Consider the following 22,950-nt stretch of genomic DNA (forward strand, 5'->3'; position numbering starts at 1 on the left):
CTCAGGCCGTAAAACTTACTCGAACCAGTGGGCTCGGGCGGCCATGATCAGCTTGCCGGCACGCTCTTCGTCGATGCCGTCGATGTCGAGCAAGTCGTCAATCGACTGCTCGGCCAGGTCTTCGCGGGTAATCACACCGCGCACTGCCAGTTCCTGCGCCAGGCCCTTCTCCATACCCTCAAGCGAGAGCAGGTCTTCGGCCGGGTGGGCGTCTGCCAGCTTTTCTTCTGTGGCGATGGCTTTGGTCAGCAGGCGGTCTTTTGCCCGTGCACGCAGCTCATTGACGATTTCTTCATCGAAACCCTCAATGCTGAGCATCTCTTCCATCGGCACATAGGCGATCTCTTCCAGGCTGGTGAAACCTTCTTCCACCAGCACCTGGGCCAGCTCCTCATCGACTTCCAGCTCGTCGATGAAGCGCTGCAGGATGTCGCCGGTTTCGGCCTGTTGCTTGGCCTGGATATCCGCCTCGGTCATCACGTTGAGCGTCCAGCCGGTCAGTTGACTGGCCAGACGGACGTTCTGGCCGCCACGGCCAATGGCCTGGGCCAGGTTGTCCTCGGCGACGGCGATGTCCATGGCATGGGCATCCTCGTCGACGATGATCGCCGCCACTTCAGCCGGCGACATGGCGTTGATGACGAACTGCGCCGGGTTCTCGTCCCACAGGACGATATCCACGCGCTCGCCACCCAGTTCGCCGGACACCGCCTGCACGCGCGAACCGCGCATGCCGATGCAGGCGCCCTGCGGATCGATACGCTTGTCCTTGGAGCGCACCGCGATCTTGGCCCGCGAACCCGGATCCCGGGAGGCAGCCATGACTTCGATCAACTCTTCGGCGATTTCCGGTACTTCGATGCGGAACAGTTCGATCAGCATTTCCGGCGCGGTACGCGACAGGATCAGCTGCGGACCGCGGTTCTCGGTACGAATTTCCTTGAGCAGCGCACGCAGACGGGCACCGACACGGAAGGTCTCGCGGGAGATGATGTCTTCGCGGGCCAGCAGGGCCTCGGCGTTGTTACCCAGGTCAACGATGACGTTGTCGCGGGTGACTTTCTTGACCGTGCCGGAAATGATCTCACCCAGACGACCGCGATAGGCTTCTACGACCTGAGCACGCTCGGCCTCGCGCACTTTCTGCACGATGACCTGCTTGGCCGTCTGCGCGGCGATGCGACCGAACTCGATGGACTCGATTTTTTCCTCGAGCACGTCGCCGATCTTCGCGTCGGCCTTGCGCGCCTGCGCCAGATCCAGGGTCAACTGATGCGCCGGATCATCAAAATCTTCTTCTTCCACCACTGTCCAGCAGCGGAAGGTCTCGTAGTTGCCGGTGAGGCGATTGATCGCCACACGCAACTCGACTTCGTCTTCAAATCGCTTCTTGGTCGCCGTGGCCAGGGCCAACTCCAGCGCCTCGAAAATCACGCCGGCCGGTACGCCCTTTTCGTTGGACACCGACTCAACAACCAGCAGTACTTCTTTGCTCATCGTACGCCTCGCCTTTCGCAATCCATTGGATCCGCGGGATCCGCGTCTCAATCAAACCGGGGGATAACATTGGCCTTGTCGATCAAGTCGATCGGCAACAGGAACTCGTGGTCATCCACCTGCACCACCACGTCCTGCTCCTCCACACCGCGGAGAAGACCCTGAAAGTTGCGGCGCCCTTCGAACGGCGAGCGCAGCTTGATTTTCACTTGCTCACCGACATAGCTGGCAAACTGCTCCAGCGTGAACAGCGGCCGATCCATGCCCGGCGAAGACACCTCCAGGGTGTACTCCGCAGCGATCGGATCCTCGACATCGAGAACACCACTGACCTGCCGACTGACCTTTTCGCAATCGTCAATCAGAACGCCGTCGGCATGATCGATATAGATACGCAGCAACGAATGCCGCCCTTGCGACAGGAACTCGATACCCCAGCATTGATAGCCGAGTGCTTCGACTACCGGGGCCACCAAGGCCTGCAACTGTTCTAGCTTGCTCGACACCTGAACCCCTCGCGCATGCTGTGCAAATAAAAAATGGGCGAAACGCCCATCCCATCGATTCGGCTCAAGAGGCCGAAAAACCTGTCTCCCAGCTAGCAAAAAGCCCCTTGAAAGGGGCTCCGCTACTACTGGTTGCGGGGGCTGGATTTGAACCAACGACCTTCGGGTTATGAGCCCGACGAGCTACCAGACTGCTCCACCCCGCGTCAAAGCTGGGGCCGAAGTATACGGCCGAACACCCAACAGGGTCAACCGAAGCTCCAGCAACAACAAGACCCGCATGTAGCGGGCCTTCTTGTAAATTGGTACCGAGGAGGGGACTCGAACCCCTACAGCCTATGGCCACTACCACCTCAAGGTAGCGTGTCTACCAATTCCACCACCTCGGCAAAATCGCTTGAAACTCTTACCGCCTTTACTGCTGCTCTGGAGCCTGAGGTATGTCAGCAGCATCAGCTGCAGACTTTTGCTCTTCGAGCACCGGCACATCTTCAGCCGCCGGCTTTTCTTGCTGCACTTCCTCGACCGCCGCAGTCGGCAAGCCGACCTGATTCAGCGCATCAGCCTTTTCATTAGCAAAGAACGCTAACCCCAGGCTGGTTAAGAAAAATGCGGTGGCGAGTATAGCAGTAACGCGACTCAAAAAGGTAGAGGAACCTTGACTACCGAACACGGTAGCAGAAGCACCAGAACCAAAAGACGCGCCCGCATCGGCACCCTTACCCTGCTGCAACAGAACCAGCGCAACCACACCGATCGCACCCAGCAGATGAAGAACTACTACGACTGTTTCCAGCATCTTTTCAGCTTCCCGCGGCGCGACAAATCGCACCGAACTCATCTGCATTCAGAGAGGCTCCACCCACAAGCCCCCCATCGATATCCGGCATGCCGAACAACTCGGCCGCATTGGCGGCCTTGACGCTGCCGCCGTAAAGAATCCTGACACCACGCGCCAACTCGGCATCTGCCGCCGCCAGCTGCGCGCGGATCGCCGCGTGCACTTCCTGCGCCTGCTCGGGCGAAGCGGTCAAGCCACTGCCGATCGCCCAGACCGGCTCGTAAGCCACCACCGCCGCGGAAAAAGCTGCCACGCCATGCGCATCGATTACCGCGGCCAACTGACGCCCGACCACCGCCAGCGTCTCGCCCGCCTGGCGCTGCTCTAGGGTTTCCCCCACACAGAGCACCGGAACGAGGCCGCAGGCCTGGGCCGCGGCAAACTTGCGCGCCACCACCTGATCGGATTCAGCCAGCACCTGCCGGCGCTCGGAGTGCCCAAGCAGCACCATGACACAACCCGCATCCTGCAACTGACTGGCAGCAACCTCACCCGTCAACGCCCCCTGCAGCGGCTCAACCGCGCAATCCTGCCCGCCGACCATCACGGACGCACCAGCCAGACCTTCTACGACCTGGGCAACATGCAGACAGGCCGGAAACACCGCAACATCCACATCGCCAGGCAATACCTGTCGACGAACACCTTCGATCAGCTCTGCGACGCTGGCGCGGGTACCGTGCATTTTCCAGTTACCAGCAACCAGGGGGCGACGCATGCTTTACCTCGTCGGTCAAAGAGGGCGCAGATGTTACCCAACAGCACCTGACCTGGCAAGCCGAATCAAGCACATACTTCGGCAACAACTTTAGCCAATTCATCGGCATAGCCGCGCACCTGATTTTCGTCGTCACCCTCGACCATCACCCGGACCAATGGCTCGGTGCCGGACTTGCGCAACAGTACACGGCCCCGGCCGGCCATACGCTCGGTCACTCGCGCACTGGCATCCTGCACGGCCGGGTGCTCCAGCGGGTCTTCACCACCGCCAAAACGTACGTTGACCAAGACCTGGGGGCACTTGCGCATTCCCTGGCGACTCTCGGCAAGGCTCTGCCCGCGACGCTTGAGCGCCAACAGCACCTGCAAAGCAGCGATGACCGCATCCCCGGTGGTGGTGTGATGGAAGCACACCAGATGCCCGGAATTTTCTCCGCCAAGCTGCCAACTGCGTGCAAGCAGCTCGGCGATCACGTAGCGGTCGCCGACTTTGGCACGCACAAAGGGGATTCCCAGGTCCGCGCAGGCCAGCTCCAGGCCGAGATTGCTCATCAAGGTCCCCACCAGGCCGCCATGGAGCTTGCCCCGCTCCTGCAGGTCGCGCGCAATGATGAACAACAGCTCGTCACCATCCACAAGAGCCCCGGTGTGATCGACCATCAACACCCGATCGGCATCGCCATCGAAGGCAATGCCCAGATCCGCCTGCTGAGCGACCACCTCGGCCTGCAGGGCATCCATGTGGGTGGAGCCACAACCATCGTTGATGTTCAGCCCGTTGGGTTGCGCCGAGAGCACCGTCACCTGGGCGCCCAGCTCGCGAAATACGCTGGGCGCGACCTTGTAGGCGGCGCCATGGGCGCAATCGATCACCAGCTTGAGCCCCGCGAAATCGGTGCTGCTCGGCACGCTGCTCTTGCAGAATTCGATGTAGCGTCCGGCGGCATCGTGGACCCGCGACACCTTGCCCAGCTGCCCCGAATCGACCACGGTCATGGGCGTATCGAGCAGCTCCTCGATCATCAGCTCAACCTCGTCCGGCAACTTGGTGCCCTGACCGGAAAAGAACTTGATGCCATTGTCATGGTGCGGGTTGTGCGAGGCACTGATGACGATGCCAGCCTCGGCGTGAAAGGTGCGGGTGAGGTAAGCGATCGCCGGGGTCGGCATGGGCCCCAGGAGCATCACATCAGCCCCGGCAGCGAGCAACCCGGCCTCCAGGGCCGACTCGAACATGTAGCCGGAGATGCGCGTGTCCTTGCCGATCAGGATGCGGCACTTGCCCTGCTTGCGGAACGCCATGCCCGCCGCCCAACCGAGCTTGAGCATGAAGTCCGGGGTGATGGGAAACTCACCGACACGGCCACGGATACCATCAGTACCGAAATATTTTCTACCCATAACCACGTTTCCTTCTGACTTATTCGGCCGCCTCGACTGCGGCAATCATGCGCAGCACATCGACTGTCTCGGCCACGTCGTGAACCCTGAGGATGTGCGCGCCCTTGGTCACCGCGAGCGCCGCCAGCCCCAGGCTGCCGTACAGCCGCCCGCCCACTTCATGGCCAAGCACGCGACCAATCATACTCTTGCGCGAGGCGCCGACCAGCAAGGGCCGCCCGAGCTCATGCAGCGACATGAGATGCTTAAACAGCCTGAGATTGTGCTCCAGAGTCTTGGCGAAGCCGAAGCCCGGATCGAGTATTACCCGCTCGGCGGCAATGCCCGCAGCCTCGCAGGCCGCCAATCGCGCGGACAGGAAGTCGCGCACCTCGACCAGGATATCGGCGTAACAAGGGTCCTGCTGCATGGTGCTCGGCTCGCCGCGCATATGCATCAGACACACCGGCAGACCACTGCCAGCAGCCGCCTCGAGCGCACCCTCTCGCTGCAGGGAGCGCACATCATTGATCAAGCCCGCGCCCAGACGCGCCGCCTCGCGCATGACCGCCGGCGTCGAGGTGTCCACCGAAATGATCACGTCAAGCTCGGCGGCGATGGCCTCGACGACAGGCGCCACCCGTTCCAGCTCCTGCGCAGGCGAAACCGCCTGCGCCCCTGGCCGGGTCGATTCGCCACCGACATCGATCAGGGCCGCGCCGGCACGCACCATCTCGGCGGCATGGCGCAGCGCCGCGTCACGCTGGCTGAAGCGTCCACCGTCGGAGAAGGAGTCCGGGGTCACGTTGAGGATGCCCATCACTTGCGGACGGGCCAAATCAAGAAACCGGCTGCCACAGGGCAGCCGGTTCGAGTCAAGCGATAGAGGCATTTGCAACCTTAATGCTCGGCGGCAGGGCCACCAATAGGCTTCTCGGGACTGTCGGCCTCATCGGCCTTGGCCGCGGGCTTGCCGGTATTGTCGCCGCCGCCCCATCCCTTGGGCTCGCGCGGCGCGCGGCCATTCATGATGTCATCGATCTGCTCGGCGTCGATGGTTTCGTACTTCATCAATGCCTCGGCCATCGCATCGAGCTTGTCGCGATTTTCTTCCAGCAGGCGCTTGGCGGTGCCGTAGCACTGATCGATGATGCTACGCACTTCTTGGTCGATCATCTTCGCCGTATCGGCCGAGACGTTGGTGTGCTGACTGCCCATGCTGCGACCGAGGAATACTTCACCCTCCTCCTCGGCGTACATGAGCGGACCGAGCTTCTCGGACAAGCCCCACTTGGTCACCATGTTCCGCGCCAACTGAGTGGCACGCATGATGTCATTGGACGCACCGGTGGTGACACCTTCGAAACCCAAGGTCATTTCTTCGGCGATACGGCCGCCGAACAGCGAGCAGATCTGGCTGACCAGCGCGCGCTTGCTCAGGCTGTAGCGATCCTCTTCCGGCAGGAACATGGTCACGCCCAAGGCACGACCGCGCGGGATGATCGACACCTTGTAGACCGGATCGTGCTCAGGCACCAGACGACCAACGATGGCGTGACCGGCCTCGTGGAACGCCGTATTGAGGCGCTCCTTCTCCGACATGACCATGGTCTTACGCTCGGCGCCCATCATGATCTTGTCCTTGGCCAGCTCGAACTCCTTCATTTCCACCAGGCGCTTGCCCGCGCGGGCGGCAAACAGCGAGGCCTCGTTGACCAGGTTGGCCAGGTCGGCGCCGGAGAACCCGGGAGTACCCCGCGCGATCACGGCAGGCTGCACATCCTCGCCCATCGGCACCTTGCGCATGTGCACCTTGAGAATCTGCTCGCGGCCGCGGATATCCGGCAGGCCGACCACCACCTGGCGGTCGAAGCGGCCGGGGCGCAGCAGCGCCGGATCGAGCACGTCGGGACGGTTGGTTGCGGCGATGACGATCACGCCGTCGTTCATCTCGAAGCCATCCATCTCCACCAGCAACTGGTTGAGGGTCTGCTCGCGCTCGTCATGCCCACCGCCCATGCCGGCGCCACGATGACGACCCACGGCGTCGATTTCATCGATGAAGATGATGCACGGCGCATGCTTCTTCGCCTGCTCGAACATGTCGCGCACGCGGGAGGCACCCACACCGACGAACATCTCGACGAAGTCGGAACCGGAAATGGTGAAGAACGGCACTTTGGCTTCGCCGGCAACCGCCTTGGCCAGCAGGGTCTTACCGGTACCCGGCGAGCCGACCATCAGCACGCCACGCGGAATGCGCCCACCGAGGCGCTGGAACTTGCCCGGATCGCGGAGGAACTCGACCAGCTCGCTGACCTCCTCCTTGGCCTCGTCGCAACCGGCAACATCGGCGAAGGTGGTCTTGACCTGGTCTTCGGACAGCAGGCGCGCCTTGCTCTTGCCGAAGCTCATCGGCCCGCCCTTGCCACCGGCGCCACCCTGCATCTGGCGCATGAAGAACATGAACACCGCGATGATCACCAGGATGGGGAAGCTGGCGACCAGCAACTGGGTCCAGATGCTCTGCTGCTCCGGCTGCTTGCCGACGATCTCGACGTTGTTGTCGATCAGGTCCTTGATCAGGCCATTGTCCTGGATTGCCGGACGCACGGTCTCGAACGACGAGCCGTCGATGCGCAAACCGCTGATGGTGTAGCCGTCAACGGTAACCCGCTGAACCCGGCCATCCTGAACCTGCTCGATGAAGTCCGAGTAGTTGAGCTTGTTCGTCTCACTCGGGCTGGAAAAATTGTTCATCACCGTGACCAGAACAGCGGCGATGATCAGCCACAGGATCAGATTCTTTGCCATGTCGTTCAATTAGCTACCCTCTGAAGCAGGCCCCGTGCGCAAGCGTGCTTCGCATGACGACCAGTTATGTACCGATCTAACTTACTACACAACGCCTGCAGCTGGCAGACGCGGTCTGTAACCCTTTATTTTGCCTCTACAACCGGAGCGGAAAGTACAGTGCCTTCAGGTCGTTGGACTGACAACCCCGCCCTTGGTTGCATATAGCTAGGCGCCACGATAACCGCGAGCCAGCAGGTACTGCTCGCGGGAGCGATCACGGGAAGACAGCGGCTTGCGCATCTGCACCTTGTCGAACATCTCGCGCACCTGCTTGTGGTACTGATCGAAACCCTCACCCTGGAAAATCTTGATCAGAAAATCGCCCCCCGGGCGCAGCACGCGCCCGGACAGATCCAGAGCCAGCTCGCACAGGTACATGGCGCGTGGCTGGTCGGCCGCCCTTACTCCACTCATATTGGGGGCCATGTCGGAAATCACAAGGTCCACCGGGCTGCCGCCGATCGCCTCGAGAATCTGCGAGAACACCGCGTCCTCGGTGAAGTCGCCCTGGATGAAGGTGACATCCGGGATGCTGTCCATCTCCAGAATATCGGAGGCGATCAGGGTGCCCTTGTCGCCGATCAGCCGGCTGGTCACCTGTGACCAGCCGCCAGGGGCGGCGCCCAGGTCGACCACCGTCATGCCCGGGCGCAGGATGCGGTCCTTCTCCTGGATTTCCAGCAGCTTGTAGCTGGCGCGCGAACGGTAGCCGTCCTTCTGCGCCATTTTGACGTAAGGGTCGTCGAAGTGTTCTTTCAGCCAACGGGGGCTGGTCTTGGAGCGGGCCACACGGCACCTCGATTGTACAGGTCGTGAATAACTGGGCGGGCCCGAAGGCGCTCGGGTAAACTAGCCGCCGCTTTTTACCAGATCAGACGCAGGGGTCAGATTATGCCGCTCACTCAGGAGCAGAAGAAACAATACAAATCTATCGGCCACCACCTGAAACCGGTATTGATCGTGGCCGACAATGGTTTGACCGAGGGCGTTCTGGCCGAACTGGAACGCGCACTGAATGATCACGAACTGATCAAGGTACAGCTGCGCATCACCGAACGCGAGGATCGCCTGGCCGCGATCGACGAACTGTGCAAGGCCGGCCGTGGGGAACTGGTCCAGGTGATCGGCAAGATGGCGCTGATCTACCGCAAGAACCCCAAGCCCAACAAGAACCTCTCCAACATCAGCCGCTTCCAGGGCTGAGTGCAGACCATGCCGGCCGCCTCGCGGCCGCCGGCTAGTCTACTGAGCGCGACGGGCCGGCACCGGCTGCAACACCAGCAACAACCCACAAAACGCCAGAACCAGGTAGCTGAACAGCAACCAGCGCTGCGCCTCCGGCCACCAATGGCGCACCACGAAGTAACTTCCCGCCACCAGCAGCACGGTCAGCAGCAACTGGCCACGCAGGTCCTGCCACAGGCTCGCCAGACGCTCCAGCCGCACCAGCACAAAAAGCTGCAGCACGGCGCAGCAGGCCGTCAGACCAATCAGCAGCGACGTCAGCGCCGCCGCGATCTCCTCGATCAGCAGCGGCGCCAGCCCCAGCTTGGCCAAGGCCGGCACCACCAGGAACTTCAGCAACCACAGGCCACCGACCCAAAAGGTCTGGGCCAGCAGCCAGCTGATAGCGCCTGCGTTCAATGCTGGGCGCTTATATATGGCGAACCTCGACGATCTCATATTCGACCAGACCGCTCGGCGTCTTCACCGCCACCACGTCACCCTCTTCCTTGCCAATCAGGGCGCGGGCGATGGGCGAGCTGACCGACAGCTTGCGCTGCTTGATGTCCGCCTCGTCCTCGCCGACGATCTTGTAGGTCACGCTCTCGTCGGTCTCCACGTTGGCGATCTCCACCGTGGTACCGAAGATCACCTTGCCGGTATGGGCGATGGTGGTCACGTCGATGACCACGGCGTTCTGCAGGCGACCCTCGATATCGCGAATGCGCGCCTCGACCATGCCCTGCTGCTCGCGGGCGGCGTGATACTCGGCGTTTTCCTTCAGGTCGCCCAACTCGCGGGCCGTGCCGATGTCCTGACTGAGCTTGGGACGGACGACCTTGGTCAGGTGAGCCAGTTCATCCTCCAGGGCGCGCGCGCCCTGAACGGTCATGGGGTACTTGATCATGCCTTGATTCCTGCATGGAGATCCTGCAAGCGGCGCACGGTCTTCTCGGGACCGAACTTGAGCGCTTCACAGATCGCCTGACCCGCCGCGATGGTGGTGGTGCAGTAGATCTTGTGCTGCAGGGCGTTACGACGAATGGAGTAGGAGTCAGCAATCGACTGACGCCCCTCGGTGGTATTGATGATCAGGGTGACCTCGTCGTTCTTGATCATGTCGACCACGTGCGGACGACCTTCGGTCACCTTGTTCACCCGACGTACCGGCAGGCCGGCGGCCTCGATCAGCTTGGCGGTGCCGGCGGTGGCCACCACTTCGAAGCCCAGCTCGATCAGGTCGCGGGCAACCTCGGCCACCAGCGGCTTGTCGTCGTCGCGCACGCTGATGAAGGCACAGCCGCTGTTCGGCAGCACTTCGCTGGCCCCCATCTGCGCCTTGGCAAAGGCCTCGCCAAAGGTATCGCCGACGCCCATCACCTCGCCGGTGGACTTCATCTCCGGGCCGAGGATCGGGTCGACGCCGGGGAACTTGGCGAACGGGAACACCGCTTCCTTGACGCTGAAGAACGGCGGGATGATTTCCTCGCTGTAACCGGCCTCGGCCAGCGATTTGCCGGCCATGACACGGGCCGCCACCTTGGCCAGCGACTCGCCGACGCACTTGGAGACGAACGGCACGGTGCGCGAAGCGCGCGGATTCACCTCGATCACGAAGATATCCTCGCCCTGCACGGCCATCTGCACGTTCATCAGACCGACCACGCCGAGCTCCAGGGCCATCTTTTTGACCTGGTCGCGAATTTCGTCCTGGATGTGCTTGGGCAGCGAGTACGGCGGCAAGGAACAGGCGGAGTCACCGGAGTGCACCCCGGCCTGTTCGATGTGCTGCATGATCGCACCGATCACCACGGTCTCGCCGTCGCACACCGCATCCACGTCCACCTCGATGGCGCAGTTGAGGAAGTGGTCGAGCAGCACCGGGCTGTCGTTGGAGACCTTCACCGCTTCGCGCATGTAGCGCTTGAGTTCGTCTTCCTGATAGACGATCTCCATGGCCCGACCGCCGAGCACGTAGGACGGACGCACCACCAGCGGATAACCGATGTTCTTGGAGTGGGCCAGGGCTTCGTCTTCGCTGCGCGCGGTGGCGTTGGCCGGCTGACGCAGACCCAGACGCTGCACCATCTGCTGGAAACGTTCGCGGTCTTCGGCGCGGTCGATGGCGTCCGGGCTGGTGCCGATGATCGGCACGCCGGCTTCTTCGAGGGCGCGACAGATCTTCAACGGGGTCTGACCACCGTACTGCACGATCACGCCCTTGGGCTGCTCGACACGGACGATCTCCAGCACGTCTTCCAGGGTTACCGGCTCGAAGTACAGGCGGTCCGAGGTGTCGTAGTCGGTGGAGACGGTTTCCGGGTTGCAGTTGACCATGATGGTCTCGTAGCCGTCTTCACGCATCGCCAGCGCCGCGTGGACGCAGCAATAGTCGAATTCGATGCCCTGGCCGATACGGTTGGGGCCACCGCCGAGGATCATGATCTTGTCACGGCTCGACGGGTTGGCTTCGCACTCTTCCTCGTAGGTCGAGTACATGTAAGCGGTGTCGGTGGCGAACTCGGCCGCGCAGGTATCCACGCGCTTGTAGACCGGCAGCACCTTTAACTTGTGGCGGTGGCTGCGCAGGGTCTTCTCGGTCACACCCAGCAGCTTGGCCAGGCGGATATCGGAGAAGCCCTTGCGCTTGAGCTTGTACATCAGCTCGCGATCGATAGACGACAGCGCCTGGGTCTTGATGCGCTCCTCGTCCTTGACCAGGTCTTCGATCTGCACCAGGAACCACTCGTCGATACGGGTCAGCTCGAAGACTTCTTCGATGGTCTTGCCCGCACGGAAGGCGTCGGCCACGTACCAGATACGATCGGCACTCGGCACGGTCAGTTCGCGGCGCAGGGTGCTTTCGGCTTCTGGATCGTTCAGGTCGAGCTTCTCGTCGAAACCGGCGACACCGACTTCCAGGCCACGCAGGGCTTTCTGCAGGGACTCCTGGAAGGTGCGACCGATGGCCATGACCTCCCCCACGGACTTCATCTGGGTGGTCAGGCGGGCATCGGCCTTGGGGAACTTCTCGAAGGCGAAACGCGGGATCTTGGTCACCACGTAGTCGATCGCCGGCTCGAACGAAGCCGGGGTGCGGCCACCGGTGATGTCGTTGGACAGCTCATCGAGGGTGTAGCCCACGGCCAGCTTGGCGGCGATCTTGGCGATCGGGAAGCCGGTGGCCTTGGAAGCCAGGGCCGAGGAGCGCGACACGCGCGGGTTCATCTCGATCACCACCATGCGGCCGGTGTTCGGGCAGATACCGAACTGCACGTTGGAGCCGCCGGTTTCCACGCCGATCTCGCGCAGCACCGCCAGCGAGGCGTTGCGCAGGATCTGGTACTCCTTGTCGGTCAGGGTCTGCGCCGGAGCGACGGTGATCGAGTCGCCGGTGTGCACGCCCATCGGGTCGAAGTTCTCGATGGCGCAGACGATGATGCAGTTGTCCTTCTTGTCGCGGACCACCTCCATCTCGTATTCCTTCCAGCCGATCAGCGACTCGTCGATCAGCAGCTCGCTGGTCGGCGACAGGTCGAGACCGCGGGCGCAGATTTCCTCGAACTCTTCACGGTTGTAGGCGATACCGCCACCGGTGCCGCCCATGGTGAAGCTCGGCCGGATGATGCAGGGGAAGCCGACCTTCTCCAGCACGCCGTAGGCTTCTTCCATGCTGTGGGCAATGCCGGAAACCGGGCAGGCCAGGCCGATATCCTTCATTGCCCTGTCGAAGCGCGAGCGGTCTTCGGCCTTGTCGATGGTGTCGGCGTTGGCGCCGATCATCTCGACCCCGAACTTCTCCAGCACGCCGTGGCGCTCCAGGTCCAGGGCGCAGTTCAGTGCGGTCTGGCCACCCATGGTCGGCAGCAGGGCGTCAGGACGCTCCTTCTCGATGATCTTGGCCACGGTCTGCCACTTGATCGGCTCGATATAGGTGGCGTCGGCCATCGACGGGTCGGTCATGATGGTGGCCGGGTTGGAGTTCACCAGGATGACGCGAAAACCTTCTTCCTTCAGGGCCTTGCAGGCCTGGGCGCCGGAGTAGTCGAACTCGCAGGCCTGGCCGATGACGATCGGGCCGGCGCCGAGGATCAGGATGCTTTTGATATCTGTACGTTTTGGCATGTCTCTTACTCGAATCCTTGGGTCAGTCGGCGTGGCTTAGCGGCGCTTGGCCATGGCTTCGATGAAGCGGTCGAACAGCGGTGCGACGTCGTGCGGGCCGGGGCTCGCCTCGGGGTGGCCCTGGAAGCTGAAGGCGACCTTGTCGGTGCGCTCGATGCCCTGCAGGGTGCCGTCGAACAGCGACTTGTGAATGGCGCGGACGTTGCCCGGCAGGCTGGCCTCATCCACGGCGAAGCCGTGGTTCTGGCTGGTGATCATCACCACGCCGGAATCCAGATCCTGCACCGGGTGGTTGGCGCCGTGGTGGCCGTGCCCCATCTTCAGGGTCTTGGCGCCGGAGGCCAGGGCCAGCAGCTGGTGGCCGAGGCAGATGCCGAACACCGGGATATCGGTTTCCAGCACATCCTTGATGGCCTGGATCGCGTAGTCGCAAGGCTCCGGGTCACCCGGGCCGTTGGACAGGAACACACCATCCGGGTTCAGCGCCAGCACTTCGTTGGCCGGGGTCTGCGCCGGCACCACGGTCAGGCGGCAGCCGCGCGCCACCAGCATGCGCAGGATGTTGAGCTTGACCCCGTAGTCGTAGGCGACCACATGGTAGGACAGCTCGGCGGCCGGGATCTGCGGATGGCTGTCGTCCTTCAGGTCCCAGGTGCTTTCGCGCCACTCGTAGCGCTCGGTGCAGCTGACCACCTTGGCCAGGTCCATGCCCTTGAGGCCGGGGAAGCTGCGCGCCAGCTCCAGGGCCTTCTCCTCGGTGGCGTCCGCGCCGGCGAGGATGCAGCCATTCTGCGAACCCTTCTCGCGCAGGATGCGGGTCAGGCGGCGAGTGTCGATGCCGGCGATGGCAACCGTGCCGTTCTCCTTCAGGTAGTCAGGCAACGACTGCTTGTTGCGCCAGTTGCTGGCGGTCAGCGGCAGGTCGCGAATGATCAGGCCGGCGGCCCAGACCCGATTGGACTCGGCGTCCTCCGGCGTGGTGCCGGTGTTGCCGATATGCGGGTAGGTCAGGGTAACGATTTGCTGGGCATAGGAGGGATCTGTGAGGATTTCCTGATAGCCGGTCATGGCGGTATTGAACACCACCTCTCCAATAGTATGGCCATCGGCACCGATGGCCTCGCCGTGAAAAATGCTGCCGTCAGCAAGGGCGAGTATGGCTGGCTTAGTCAAGAAGACCTCCCGTCGATCAAGGCTTGAAGCAAACGCAGGTTGTAAAAAAGCGGGATGACGTATCGACCGTCACCCCGCTTTTCTATTTCATTCATTCTGCGTAACTTTTAGTGGACACACTAAAGCGGGAAGCTTACAGGAAAGTGACTTTTCGGTCCACCGCCAGATAAGCCTCCAGAGCAGTCTGTCGAGCCCTAGTTAAGGCCCAGAACGTCCTGCATGTCGTACAGCCCAGCACTGCGCTCCTGCAGCCACAAGGCGGAGCGCACCGCCCCCTTGGCGAAGGTCATGCGACTGGACGCCTTGTGGGTGATTTCCACCCGCTCGCCATCGGCGGCGAACAGCACGGTATGGTCGCCCACCACGTCACCGGCGCGCACCGTGGCGAAACCGATGGTCTCGCGCTCACGGGCCCCGGTCTGCCCCTCGCGACCATAGACCGCGACCTTCTGCAGATCACGGCCCAGGGCCTGCGCCACCACCTCGCCCATGCGCAGCGCGGTACCGGACGGCGCATCGACCTTGTGCCGGTGATGGGCCTCGATGATCTCGATGTCCACCTCATCGCCAAGCACCCGTGCCGCAGTATCCAGCAGTTTCAGGCAGAGGTTGACGCCGACGCTGAAGTTGGCGGCAAAGACGATCGGAATCTGCTTGCCCGCCTCGGCCAGCAACTGCTTTTCCTCGACACTGAAGCCGGTGGTACCGATGACCATGGCCTTGCCGGCCTGGCGGCAGACCTCCAGGTTCTTCAGGGTCACCGAGGGGTGGGTGAAATCGATCAGCACGTCGAACTGATCCAGCACCGCCGCCAGGTCACCGGACAACGGCACGCCAAGCTTGCCCAGCCCGGTCAGTTCGCCGGCATCGGCGCCAACCAGGCTGCTGTCCGGGCGATCGATCGCCGCCTTCAGCGCGGCGCCATCGGCCTGCTGCACCGCCTCGATCAGGGTCTTGCCCATGCGCCCAGCGGCGCCCATCACGGCAATTCGTTGCATATCTACAAGCTCCAAGCTGGATGCCCGAAACCGGGCCCAAGGCCCGGCCGGCTAGTTACAGGTCGCCAAAGAAGCGCTTCACACCCTCGAACCAGCCACTGGCCTTGGGCGAGTGGGAGCTGTCGCCAGCCAGGGACTGACGGAACTCCTCGAGCAGCTCGCGCTGACGCCGATCCAGATTGACCGGGGTTTCCACCGCCACCCGACACATAAGATCACCCGCACCACCGCCGCGCACCGGCGCCACGCCCTTGCCGCGCAGACGGAACAGCTTGCCGGTCTGGGTACCTTCAGGGATCTTCAGCTTGACCCGACCGTCCAGGGTCGGCACTTCCAGCTCACCGCCCAGGGCGGCGTCGGCGAAGCTGATCGGCACCTCGCAATACAGGTGCTTGCCGTCACGCTGGAAGATCGAGTGCTCGCGCACGTTGACCACCACGTAAAGGTCGCCGGCCGGGCCACCCATGGCGCCCGCCTCGCCCTCGCCGGACAGGCGGATGCGATCGCCGGTGTCGACGCCGGCCGGCACTTTAACCGACAGGGTCTTGTGCTCTTCGACACGGCCGTGGCCGTGGCAGGAGCCGCAGGGGTCGGTGATCATCTTGCCGTTGCCATGGCAGCGCGGGCAGGTCTGCTGTACCGAGAAGAAGCCCTGCTGCATGCGCACCTGACCGATGCCGCCACAGGTGGTACAGGTCACCGGACTGGTGCCCTTCTTGGCGCCCGAGCCGTCGCACGGCTTGCAGTTGACCAGGGTCGGCACGCGAATGGTTACCGTGGTGCCGCGCACCGCCTCTTCCAGATCCAGCTCCAGGGTGTAGCGCAGGTCACTGCCACGCTGCGCGCCGCCGCGCTGGCCGCCGCGCGCACCGCCGAAGAAGTCGCTGAACACATCGCCGAAGATATCGGAGAAGTTCGCGCCACCGAAACCGGCGCCAGCGCCGCCCCCCATGCTCGGGTCGACGCCGGCATGGCCGTACTGGTCGTAGGCCGCCCGCTTGCTGGCGTCGGACAGCACCTCGTAGGCCTCGTTGGCCTCCTTGAACTTCTCTTCCGACGCTTTGTCGTCGGGATTGCGGTCCGGGTGGTGCTTCATCGCCAGGCGCCGGTAAGCCTTTTTCAGCTCCGCTTCGCTGACGCCGCGCTCGACACCCAGCACCTCGTAATAATCACGTTTAGACATAAATCCTCAACACCCTCAAATCGCCTCCTTCAGACACGCCAACGCGGGAGCAAGCCCCCGCGCGGCGAATCGTCCCGGTCGCGACACCTGCCTCGACCGGATGGAGCACCAGCAAGCCTGGGCTTACTTGTTTTCCTTGACCTCTTCGAACTCGGCGTCGACCACGTCGTCGCCGGCGCTCTTGGCCGAACCATCCGCTTCGCCTGCGGCACCCGACTGCGGCTGCTCGGCGTACATCTTCTGCGCCAGGGGCGTGGTCGCCTCGGACAGGGCGTTCATCTTGGCCTCGATGGCCGCCTTGTCGTCGCCCTTGACCGCTGCTTCCAGCTCACCCAGGGCCTTTTCGATCGCCGCCTTCTCCTCTTCGGTGGCCTTGTCGCCCGCCTCGGTGAGCATCTTGCGAGTGGCATGCACCAGCTGATCGCCCTGGTTGCGGGCGGTCGCCAGCTCCTCGAACTTGCGGTCTTCCTCGGCATTGGCCTCGGCGTCGCGCACCATCTGCTCGATCTCTTCCTCGGACAGACCGGAGTTGGCCTTGATCACGATGGACTGCTGCTTGCCGGTGGCCTTGTCCTTCGCGCCGACATGCAGGATGCCGTTGGCGTCGATGTCGAAGGTCACTTCGATCTGCGGCACACCGCGCGGAGCCGGCGGAATCTCGGCCAGGTCGAACTTGCCCAGCGACTTGTTCTGCGAGGCCTGCTTGCGCTCGCCCTGCAGCACGTGAATGGTCACGGCGCTCTGGTTGTCATCGGCCGTGGAGAACACCTGGGACTTCTTGGTCGGAATGGTGGTGTTCTTCTCGATCAGCGCGGTCATCACCCCGCCCATGGTCTCGATGCCCAGGGTCAGCGGCGATACGTCGAGCAGCAGCACGTCCTTGACGTCGCCAGCCAGCACCGCGCCCTGAATGGCGGCGCCCATGGCCACGGCCTCGTCAGGGTTGACGTCCTTGCGCGCTTCTTTGCCGAAGAACTCGGCAACGGTCTTCTGCACCAGCGGCATGCGGGTCTGGCCACCGACCAGGATCACGTCGTGGATCGAACCCACGTCGATGCCGGCGTCCTTGAGGGCGATGCGGCACGGCTCGATGGTGCGCTGCACCAGGTCCTCGACCAGGGACTCCAGCTTGGAACGGGAGATCTTCACGTTCAGGTGCTTCGGACCGCTGGCGTCGGCGGTGATGTACGGCAGGTTGACGTCGGTCTGCTGGCTCGAGGACAGCTCGATCTTGGCCTTCTCCGCCGCCTCCTTCAGGCGCTGCATGGCCAGCGGGTCACCCTTGAGGTTCATGCCGCTTTCTTTCTTGAATTCCTCGACGAGGTAGTCGATCAGACGCAGGTCGAAGTCCTCACCACCGAGGAAGGTGTCGCCGTTGGTGGCCAACACTTCGAACTGGTGCTCACCGTCCACTTCGGCGATCTCGATCACCGAGATATCGAAGGTACCGCCACCCAGGTCATAGACGATCACGGTGTGGTCGCCCTTGGCCTTGTCCATGCCGTAGGCCAGCGCCGCGGCGGTCGGCTCGTTGATGATCCGCTTGACGTCCAGACCGGCGATGCGACCGGCGTCCTTGGTGGCCTGGCGCTGGCTGTCGTTGAAGTAGGCCGGCACGGTGATCACCGCTTCGGTCACCGGCTCGCCGAGGTAGTCCTCGGCGGTCTTCTTCATCTTCTTCAGCACTTCCGCGGAGATCTGCGGCGGCGCCATCTTCTGGTCTTTCACCTGCACCCAGGCGTCACCGTTGTCAGCCTTGACGATCTTGTACGGGACCATCTGGATGTCTTTCTGCACCACGTTTTCTTCGAAACGACGGCCGATCAGGCGCTTCACCGCGTACAGGGTGTTGTGCGGGTTGGTCACCGCCTGGCGCTTGGCCGACTGACCGACGAGGATCTCGCCGTCGTTGCTGTAGGCGATGATCGACGGCGTGGTGCGAGCGCCTTCGGCGTTCTCCAGCACCTTGACGCTGCCGTTTTCCAGAATGGAGACACAGGAGTTGGTGGTCCCCAGGTCGATACCGATGATTTTGCCCATATTCACTCTCCCGAAACTTGGATATTCCCGCCGCCTCGCTTGGCTGGCCGCGGTAGCACTAAAACGCTTGATTCAACAAATGGGGGCTCGCCGGCGAATTTCAAGCCTGCTCGTCGATGGACGGCGGCGCTTCTGCCGGGGCCTTGCTCACCACCACCATGGCCGGACGCAACAGCCGGCCATTGAGCAGGTAACCCTTCTGGAACACCTTGAGCACGCTGTTCGGCTCGGCCTGGGTGCTTTCCTGCATGGCCATGGCCTGGTGATGCTCCGGATTGAACGGCGCCCCTTCCGGATCGACCGCCTCCAGCTGGTGACGCTTGAGGGTGTCCTGGAACAGCTTCAGGGTCAGCTCCATGCCCTCGCGCACCGCCTTGATCGACTCGTCGTCCGGACTGGACAGCTCGAGCCCGCGCTCGAGGCTGTCGACGACCGGCAGCAGATCGACGGCAAACTTCTCCAGGGCGAACTTGTGCGCCTTTTCAACATCCTGTTCGGCACGACGACGCACGTTCTGCAGGTCGGCCGCCATACGCAGGGCCTTGTCCTGGGCGACAGCCAACTCCTCCTCGAGAACCTGGATACGGGCATCCAACTCGCCGCCCGCCGCCTCGACCTCGGCGGAAACCTCAGGAAGCTGGTTGTCTTGGGTCTGTTCGTCTGCCATGCAACTCTCCTCTAATGATTCGGCGCAGGTCGAAACCTGCACACCTGCCGCCTATATGGGGCCAAAATTTCCTGCTTCAAGGGCGGGCAGAGGATTGTCAGTGACAAAACAAACACTGTATAAATAACCAGACTTCAACCCCGAGAGGCCTCGCCATGCTGGTGCACCTGTCCGTACACAACTACGCCATCGTTGAACATCTCGACCTGGAGCTGGACAGCGGCATGAGCGTGATCAGCGGCGAAACCGGCGCCGGCAAGTCGATCATGCTCGACGCCCTCGGCCTGTGCCTGGGCGACCGTGCGGACAGCGGCGTGGTGCGCCCAGGCGCCGACAAGGCCGACATCCTCGCCAGCTTCGACCTCGACGACATCCCCGAGGCGCGGGCCTGGCTGGCCGACCGCGACCTGGACCACGACGGCCCGTGCATCCTGCGCCGCGTGATCACCGCCGAAGGCCGCTCGCGCGGCTACATCAACGGCTCACCCTGCCCCCAGGGCGACCTCAAGGCCCTCGGCGAGCTGCTGATCGACATCCATAGCCAGCACGAACACCAGTCACTGCTCAAGACCGAGACCCATCGCCGCCTGCTCGACGAGTACGCCGGCAGCCAGGAGCTGGCGCGCCAGGTGCAGCTGGCCGCGCAACGCTGGAAGCAGACCAAGAGCGAGCTGGAACGCCTTTCCGGGCTCGGCGACGAGCAGCGCGCCCGCCACCAGCTGCTCAGCTACCAGCTGGAGGAACTGGACAACCTGGCCCTGGGCGAACAGGAGCTGGAACAGCTCGAGCAGGAGCACAAGACCCTGACCAACGCCGAGAGCCTACTCAGCGCCTGCCGCCTGGTCATCGAGCAGTGCAGCGAGAACGATGCGGGCAACGTGCTGTCGGCGCTGACCGCCAGCCTCAACCGCCTCAGCGGCTTCCAGGGTCAACCGGGGGCCCTGAACGAAGCGATCAACCTGCTGGCCAGCGCGCAGATCCAGGTGGAGGAGGCAGTCGGCGAACTCAACCGTTTCCTCGACCACTTCGATGCCGACCCGGAGCGCCTGCAAATCCTGGAGGAGCGCCTTGATGCCATCTACACCCTGGCCCGCAAGCACCGCATCCAGCCCAGCGAAATGGCGGCGATGCAGCAGCAGCTGTTCGAGGAGCTGGAAAGCCTCAATGCCGACGACCAGGCCGTCGAACGCCTCGGCGAGGAACTGAGCGCCTATGCCCGCCACTATCAGGAAAAGGCCGCCGAACTGAGTGCCCTGCGCGGCGCGGCAGCCGACCGCCTGGCCACTGCCGTGGAAACGGAAATGCACAGCCTGGGCATGCCCGGCGGACGCTTCAGCATCCAGTTGCGCGGCAACGCCAGCGATGAGCCCCAGGCCAACGGCCTGGAGCAGGTGGAATTCCTGGTCAGCGCCAACCCCGGCCAGCCGCTCAAGGCCCTGGCCAAGGTCGCCTCCGGCGGCGAACTGTCACGCATCAGCCTGGCCATCCAGGTGATCACCGCACAGACCTCGCGGGTGCCGACCCTGGTGTTCGACGAAGTCGATGTCGGCATCGGCGGACCGACGGCCGAAGTGGTCGGCCAGCTGCTGCGTCGCCTCGGCGAACGCGGCCAAGTCCTTACCGTCACCCACTTGCCGCAGGTAGCCGCACAAGGACACCAGCACCTGTTCGTACACAAGGTGCGCGAGCGCGACGCCACCCGCACGGCGGTGAGCAGGCTCGAGGCCGATCAGCGGGTCGAGGAGATCGCCCGCATGCTCGGCGGCGTCGACCTCACCGAGGAGTCCCTGGCTCACGCCCGCAAGATGGTCACCAGCGCCCAGGCCTGAGCAGCGCCGAGCACCAGCCAGCAAAAAGGCGACCCCAGGGTCGCCTTTTTCATGCAGCGCTTGAACGCCTACTTCTTCTTGCGGACGTAGAGCACCAGGTTGTGATCGACCAGCTCGAAGCCGTGCTCGCGGACGATCTCCTTCTGACGCTTCTCGATCTCCGGATCGAAGAACTCGATCACCTCGCCGGAATCGACGCAGACCATATGGTCATGATGACCACTGTCAGCCAATTCGAAGACCGCGTGGCCGCCGTCGAAATTGTGCCGCACCACCAGTCCCGCCGCCTCGAACTGGGTCAGCACCCGATACACCGTGGCCAGGCCGACATCCTCGCCCGCCTCCATCAGCGCCTTGTAAACATCTTCTGCGCTCATGTGGCGCTGCTCGGCGGAGTCGAGCATTTGCAAAATCTTGACCCTCGGCAGGGTCACTTTGAGGCCAGCCTTGCGTAGTTCGCTATTTTCAACCATGGTCTGCTTTCTCGTGGAAGCGGTTTCGCAGCTTCCCTTATTGCGGGTATGATCCGGGTTTACATTGCCCAGCCAAGATAGTGGAAGTCACCCACCGATGCAAAATGCCAAGCTCCTGCTGACCAGCCTCACCTTAACGGGGCTCTTCGCACTCGCCGGTTGCTCATTCCCCGGGGTTTACAAAATCGACATCCAACAGGGCAATGTCGTCACGCAGGACATGATAGACCAGTTGCGCCCTGGAATGACCCGCCGCCAAGTGCGGTTTATCATGGGCAACCCGCTGCTGACCGACACCTTCCACAGCAATCGCTGGGACTACCTCTATAGCATCCAGCCCGGCGGCGGGCAGCGTCTGCAGGAGCGCGTCAGCCTGGTCTTCGATGGCAACGACCAACTGGTCGGCCTGGCCGGCGACTTCCTGCCGGGCGTCAGCCGCGACCAGGCGATTCTCGGCGAAGATGGCGACGTGACCACGCCGATCCGCGCGCAGCCGCAGGTCGAGGAAGCCGCACCAGCTCCGGGCTCCCTGCTCGAGCAGATCCAGAGCGAAGTCGACAGCGTCGAGGCCGTGCCGGTACCGACCCCGGAACCCCTGGAAACCTCGCCGCAGTAAGCGCGACAAGGGAGATGCAAAAAGCCCGGACCAGGTCCGGGCTTTTTTGTGGGCGCCAATGTCGCGTCAGACGCTCTGCTCGTCGGCCTTGGCCTTCGCCGCCCGAGCCGCCCGCTGCTTGCGCACCTCCTTCGGGTCGGCAATCAGCGGGCGATAGATCTCCACCCGCTCGCCATCCTCCAGCACCCGCTCATCGGGCTTGGCCACCGCCTTGCCGAATATCCCCAGGGGACTGCCCGCCAGATCCAGCCCGGGGAAATGCGCATCCATGCCGGACTGCAGCGCGGCCTGGCGCACCGTGGTGCCATGAGACAGGCTCAGGCGCAGCAGCTTCTGCTTGTCGGCCAAGGCATAGACCACCTCGACCACTATGGTTTTGCTATCCATACAGTTCCTTGGCCCTCTGACAGAAGGCATCCACCAGGGTGTTGGCCGCCTGGTTGAACAACGGTCCGAGGGTCGCACGCACTATGGGTCCGGCGTAGTCGAAGGTCAGGTCGAGGCTGATCTTGCAGGCCTTTTCCCCCAGCACCTTGAACTCCCAGCGCCCATGCAGCTGGGTGAAAGGCCCCTCTTCCAGATTCAGTTCGATCGACTCGCCCGGCACCAGGGTATTACAGGTCACGAAGCGCTGACTCAGACCGGCCTTGGCCACGGCGAGACTGGCGCGCATGCGGGTCTCGCTCACTTCCAGCACCTCGCTGGCGGAACACCAGGGCAGAAACTGCGGATAGCTCGCCACATCGTTGACCAGGTCGAACAGTGCCCGGGCCGGATAGGGCAGCAGGGCCGAGCGGTGGATATGGGTACTCATAGGCCGGC

22 protein-coding genes and 2 tRNA genes are annotated in these 22,950 nt (G+C 63.1%); 3 read left to right on the forward strand and 21 right to left on the reverse strand.

Features of this window, described 5'->3' with window-relative positions:
- Positions 1-15 precede the first annotated feature (15 nt).
- The 10 genes from nusA to rlmE all read right to left on the reverse strand — a co-directional run bounded on the left by nusA (position 16) and on the right by rlmE (position 8,589).
- Complete coding sequence (gene nusA / locus KDW96_RS08315) at positions 16-1,497, reverse strand: transcription termination factor NusA (RefSeq protein ID WP_255839953.1); 1,482 nt, start codon at positions 1,495-1,497, stop codon at positions 16-18.
- A gap of 47 nt (positions 1,498-1,544) precedes the next feature.
- Positions 1,545-2,003 carry a ribosome maturation factor RimP gene (gene rimP / locus KDW96_RS08320; RefSeq protein WP_255839954.1) on the reverse strand — a complete coding sequence of 153 codons (459 nt, stop codon included), beginning with the start codon at positions 2,001-2,003 and terminating at the stop codon, positions 1,545-1,547.
- A 129-nt stretch (positions 2,004-2,132) separates the two neighbouring features.
- Positions 2,133-2,209, reverse strand: a tRNA-Met gene (locus KDW96_RS08325).
- Between the two features lie 97 nt (positions 2,210-2,306).
- Positions 2,307-2,392, reverse strand: a tRNA-Leu gene (locus KDW96_RS08330).
- A gap of 26 nt (positions 2,393-2,418) precedes the next feature.
- A complete protein-coding gene (secG, locus tag KDW96_RS08335) occupies positions 2,419-2,802 on the reverse strand; it encodes a preprotein translocase subunit SecG (RefSeq protein ID WP_255840496.1) in 384 nt (127 codons plus the stop codon).
- A 4-nt stretch (positions 2,803-2,806) separates the two neighbouring features.
- A complete protein-coding gene (gene tpiA, locus KDW96_RS08340) occupies positions 2,807-3,562 on the reverse strand; it encodes a triose-phosphate isomerase (protein WP_255839955.1) in 756 nt (251 codons plus the stop codon).
- A gap of 65 nt (positions 3,563-3,627) precedes the next feature.
- Complete coding sequence (glmM, locus tag KDW96_RS08345; protein ID WP_255839956.1) at positions 3,628-4,965, reverse strand: phosphoglucosamine mutase; 1,338 nt, start codon at positions 4,963-4,965, stop codon at positions 3,628-3,630.
- A 19-nt stretch (positions 4,966-4,984) separates the two neighbouring features.
- A complete protein-coding gene (gene folP, locus KDW96_RS08350; RefSeq protein WP_255839957.1) occupies positions 4,985-5,836 on the reverse strand; it encodes a dihydropteroate synthase in 852 nt (283 codons plus the stop codon).
- Between the two features lie 8 nt (positions 5,837-5,844).
- Positions 5,845-7,758, reverse strand: coding sequence for an ATP-dependent zinc metalloprotease FtsH (gene ftsH / locus KDW96_RS08355; RefSeq protein WP_255839958.1), 1,914 nt, complete (start codon positions 7,756-7,758; stop codon positions 5,845-5,847).
- 207 nt (positions 7,759-7,965) lie between these two features.
- The gene (gene rlmE / locus KDW96_RS08360) at positions 7,966-8,589 is read right to left on the reverse strand and encodes a 23S rRNA (uridine(2552)-2'-O)-methyltransferase RlmE (protein WP_255839959.1); all 624 of its coding nucleotides are present in this window, start codon (positions 8,587-8,589) and stop codon (positions 7,966-7,968) included.
- Positions 8,590-8,691: 102 nt separating this feature from the next.
- Between rlmE and yhbY the strand changes: the two genes are divergently transcribed.
- Positions 8,692-9,003 carry a ribosome assembly RNA-binding protein YhbY gene (gene yhbY / locus KDW96_RS08365; protein WP_255839960.1) on the forward strand — a complete coding sequence of 104 codons (312 nt, stop codon included), beginning with the start codon at positions 8,692-8,694 and terminating at the stop codon, positions 9,001-9,003.
- A gap of 39 nt (positions 9,004-9,042) precedes the next feature.
- Here yhbY and KDW96_RS08370 read toward each other — a convergent pair whose 3' ends face one another.
- The 8 genes from KDW96_RS08370 to grpE all read right to left on the reverse strand — a co-directional run bounded on the left by KDW96_RS08370 (position 9,043) and on the right by grpE (position 19,210).
- Positions 9,043-9,444, reverse strand: a complete 402-nt coding sequence (locus KDW96_RS08370; protein ID WP_255839961.1) for a DUF4149 domain-containing protein — start codon at positions 9,442-9,444, stop codon at positions 9,043-9,045.
- Positions 9,445-9,454: 10 nt separating this feature from the next.
- Entirely contained in the window at positions 9,455-9,931 is a 477-nt protein-coding gene (gene greA, locus KDW96_RS08375) for a transcription elongation factor GreA (protein ID WP_255839962.1), read from the reverse strand.
- Positions 9,928-13,149 carry a carbamoyl-phosphate synthase large subunit gene (gene carB, locus KDW96_RS08380; RefSeq protein WP_255839963.1) on the reverse strand — a complete coding sequence of 1,074 codons (3,222 nt, stop codon included), beginning with the start codon at positions 13,147-13,149 and terminating at the stop codon, positions 9,928-9,930. Before carB ends, greA begins: the two co-directional genes overlap by 4 nt.
- A gap of 36 nt (positions 13,150-13,185) precedes the next feature.
- Positions 13,186-14,322, reverse strand: a complete 1,137-nt coding sequence (gene carA, locus KDW96_RS08385; protein ID WP_255839964.1) for a glutamine-hydrolyzing carbamoyl-phosphate synthase small subunit — start codon at positions 14,320-14,322, stop codon at positions 13,186-13,188.
- 194 nt (positions 14,323-14,516) lie between these two features.
- Positions 14,517-15,320 carry a 4-hydroxy-tetrahydrodipicolinate reductase gene (gene dapB / locus KDW96_RS08390; protein ID WP_255839965.1) on the reverse strand — a complete coding sequence of 268 codons (804 nt, stop codon included), beginning with the start codon at positions 15,318-15,320 and terminating at the stop codon, positions 14,517-14,519.
- A 55-nt stretch (positions 15,321-15,375) separates the two neighbouring features.
- A complete protein-coding gene (gene dnaJ, locus KDW96_RS08395) occupies positions 15,376-16,503 on the reverse strand; it encodes a molecular chaperone DnaJ (RefSeq protein ID WP_255839966.1) in 1,128 nt (375 codons plus the stop codon).
- Positions 16,504-16,626: 123 nt separating this feature from the next.
- Positions 16,627-18,543, reverse strand: a complete 1,917-nt coding sequence (dnaK, locus tag KDW96_RS08400) for a molecular chaperone DnaK (protein ID WP_255839967.1) — start codon at positions 18,541-18,543, stop codon at positions 16,627-16,629.
- A gap of 100 nt (positions 18,544-18,643) precedes the next feature.
- Positions 18,644-19,210 carry a nucleotide exchange factor GrpE gene (grpE, locus tag KDW96_RS08405; protein ID WP_255839968.1) on the reverse strand — a complete coding sequence of 189 codons (567 nt, stop codon included), beginning with the start codon at positions 19,208-19,210 and terminating at the stop codon, positions 18,644-18,646.
- 155 nt (positions 19,211-19,365) lie between these two features.
- Between grpE and recN the strand changes: the two genes are divergently transcribed.
- Positions 19,366-21,039, forward strand: coding sequence for a DNA repair protein RecN (recN, locus tag KDW96_RS08410; protein ID WP_255839969.1), 1,674 nt, complete (start codon positions 19,366-19,368; stop codon positions 21,037-21,039).
- A gap of 68 nt (positions 21,040-21,107) precedes the next feature.
- On the opposite strand, the gene fur is transcribed toward recN, so the two are convergent.
- Positions 21,108-21,512, reverse strand: coding sequence for a ferric iron uptake transcriptional regulator (fur, locus tag KDW96_RS08415; RefSeq protein ID WP_255839970.1), 405 nt, complete (start codon positions 21,510-21,512; stop codon positions 21,108-21,110).
- A gap of 97 nt (positions 21,513-21,609) precedes the next feature.
- On the opposite strand from fur, the gene KDW96_RS08420 reads away from it, so the two are divergent.
- Positions 21,610-22,128, forward strand: a complete 519-nt coding sequence (locus KDW96_RS08420) for an outer membrane protein assembly factor BamE (RefSeq protein WP_255839971.1) — start codon at positions 21,610-21,612, stop codon at positions 22,126-22,128.
- A 66-nt stretch (positions 22,129-22,194) separates the two neighbouring features.
- Here the strand turns inward: KDW96_RS08420 and KDW96_RS08425 are convergent, their stop codons facing one another.
- Together KDW96_RS08425 and KDW96_RS08430 are read right to left on the reverse strand one after the other, a co-directional pair.
- Positions 22,195-22,515: an RnfH family protein gene (locus KDW96_RS08425; RefSeq protein WP_255839972.1), complete on the reverse strand. Its 321-nt coding sequence runs from the start codon at positions 22,513-22,515 to the stop codon at positions 22,195-22,197.
- Entirely contained in the window at positions 22,508-22,942 is a 435-nt protein-coding gene (locus KDW96_RS08430; protein WP_255839973.1) for a type II toxin-antitoxin system RatA family toxin, read from the reverse strand. Before KDW96_RS08430 ends, KDW96_RS08425 begins: the two co-directional genes overlap by 8 nt.
- Positions 22,943-22,950: the final 8 nt, after the last annotated feature.

The sequence above is a fragment of the Pseudomonas benzenivorans genome, from assembly GCF_024397895.1.
Classification (GTDB): domain Bacteria; phylum Pseudomonadota; class Gammaproteobacteria; order Pseudomonadales; family Pseudomonadaceae; genus Aquipseudomonas; species Aquipseudomonas benzenivorans_A.

What these genes read in the sequence shown, in the direction of transcription:
- nusA (WP_255839953.1), bottom strand. Translation starts at nt 1,497, where the DNA reads ATGAGCAAAGAAGTACTGCTGGTTGTTGAGTCGGTGTCCAACGAAAAG.
- secG (WP_255840496.1), bottom strand. Translation starts at nt 2,802, where the DNA reads ATGCTGGAAACAGTCGTAGTAGTTCTTCATCTGCTGGGTGCGATCGGT.
- tpiA (WP_255839955.1), bottom strand. Translation starts at nt 3,562, where the DNA reads ATGCGTCGCCCCCTGGTTGCTGGTAACTGGAAAATGCACGGTACCCGC.
- glmM (WP_255839956.1), bottom strand. Translation starts at nt 4,965, where the DNA reads ATGGGTAGAAAATATTTCGGTACTGATGGTATCCGTGGCCGTGTCGGT.
- folP (WP_255839957.1), bottom strand. Translation starts at nt 5,836, where the DNA reads ATGCCTCTATCGCTTGACTCGAACCGGCTGCCCTGTGGCAGCCGGTTT.
- ftsH (WP_255839958.1), bottom strand. Translation starts at nt 7,758, where the DNA reads ATGGCAAAGAATCTGATCCTGTGGCTGATCATCGCCGCTGTTCTGGTC.
- yhbY (WP_255839960.1), top strand. Translation starts at nt 8,692, where the DNA reads ATGCCGCTCACTCAGGAGCAGAAGAAACAATACAAATCTATCGGCCAC.
- greA (WP_255839962.1), bottom strand. Translation starts at nt 9,931, where the DNA reads ATGATCAAGTACCCCATGACCGTTCAGGGCGCGCGCGCCCTGGAGGAT.
- carB (WP_255839963.1), bottom strand. Translation starts at nt 13,149, where the DNA reads ATGCCAAAACGTACAGATATCAAAAGCATCCTGATCCTCGGCGCCGGC.
- dapB (WP_255839965.1), bottom strand. Translation starts at nt 15,320, where the DNA reads ATGCAACGAATTGCCGTGATGGGCGCCGCTGGGCGCATGGGCAAGACC.
- dnaJ (WP_255839966.1), bottom strand. Translation starts at nt 16,503, where the DNA reads ATGTCTAAACGTGATTATTACGAGGTGCTGGGTGTCGAGCGCGGCGTC.
- dnaK (WP_255839967.1), bottom strand. Translation starts at nt 18,543, where the DNA reads ATGGGCAAAATCATCGGTATCGACCTGGGGACCACCAACTCCTGTGTC.
- grpE (WP_255839968.1), bottom strand. Translation starts at nt 19,210, where the DNA reads ATGGCAGACGAACAGACCCAAGACAACCAGCTTCCTGAGGTTTCCGCC.
- recN (WP_255839969.1), top strand. Translation starts at nt 19,366, where the DNA reads ATGCTGGTGCACCTGTCCGTACACAACTACGCCATCGTTGAACATCTC.
- fur (WP_255839970.1), bottom strand. Translation starts at nt 21,512, where the DNA reads ATGGTTGAAAATAGCGAACTACGCAAGGCTGGCCTCAAAGTGACCCTG.
- KDW96_RS08420 (WP_255839971.1), top strand. Translation starts at nt 21,610, where the DNA reads ATGCAAAATGCCAAGCTCCTGCTGACCAGCCTCACCTTAACGGGGCTC.
- KDW96_RS08425 (WP_255839972.1), bottom strand. Translation starts at nt 22,515, where the DNA reads ATGGATAGCAAAACCATAGTGGTCGAGGTGGTCTATGCCTTGGCCGAC.
- KDW96_RS08430 (WP_255839973.1), bottom strand. Translation starts at nt 22,942, where the DNA reads ATGAGTACCCATATCCACCGCTCGGCCCTGCTGCCCTATCCGGCCCGG.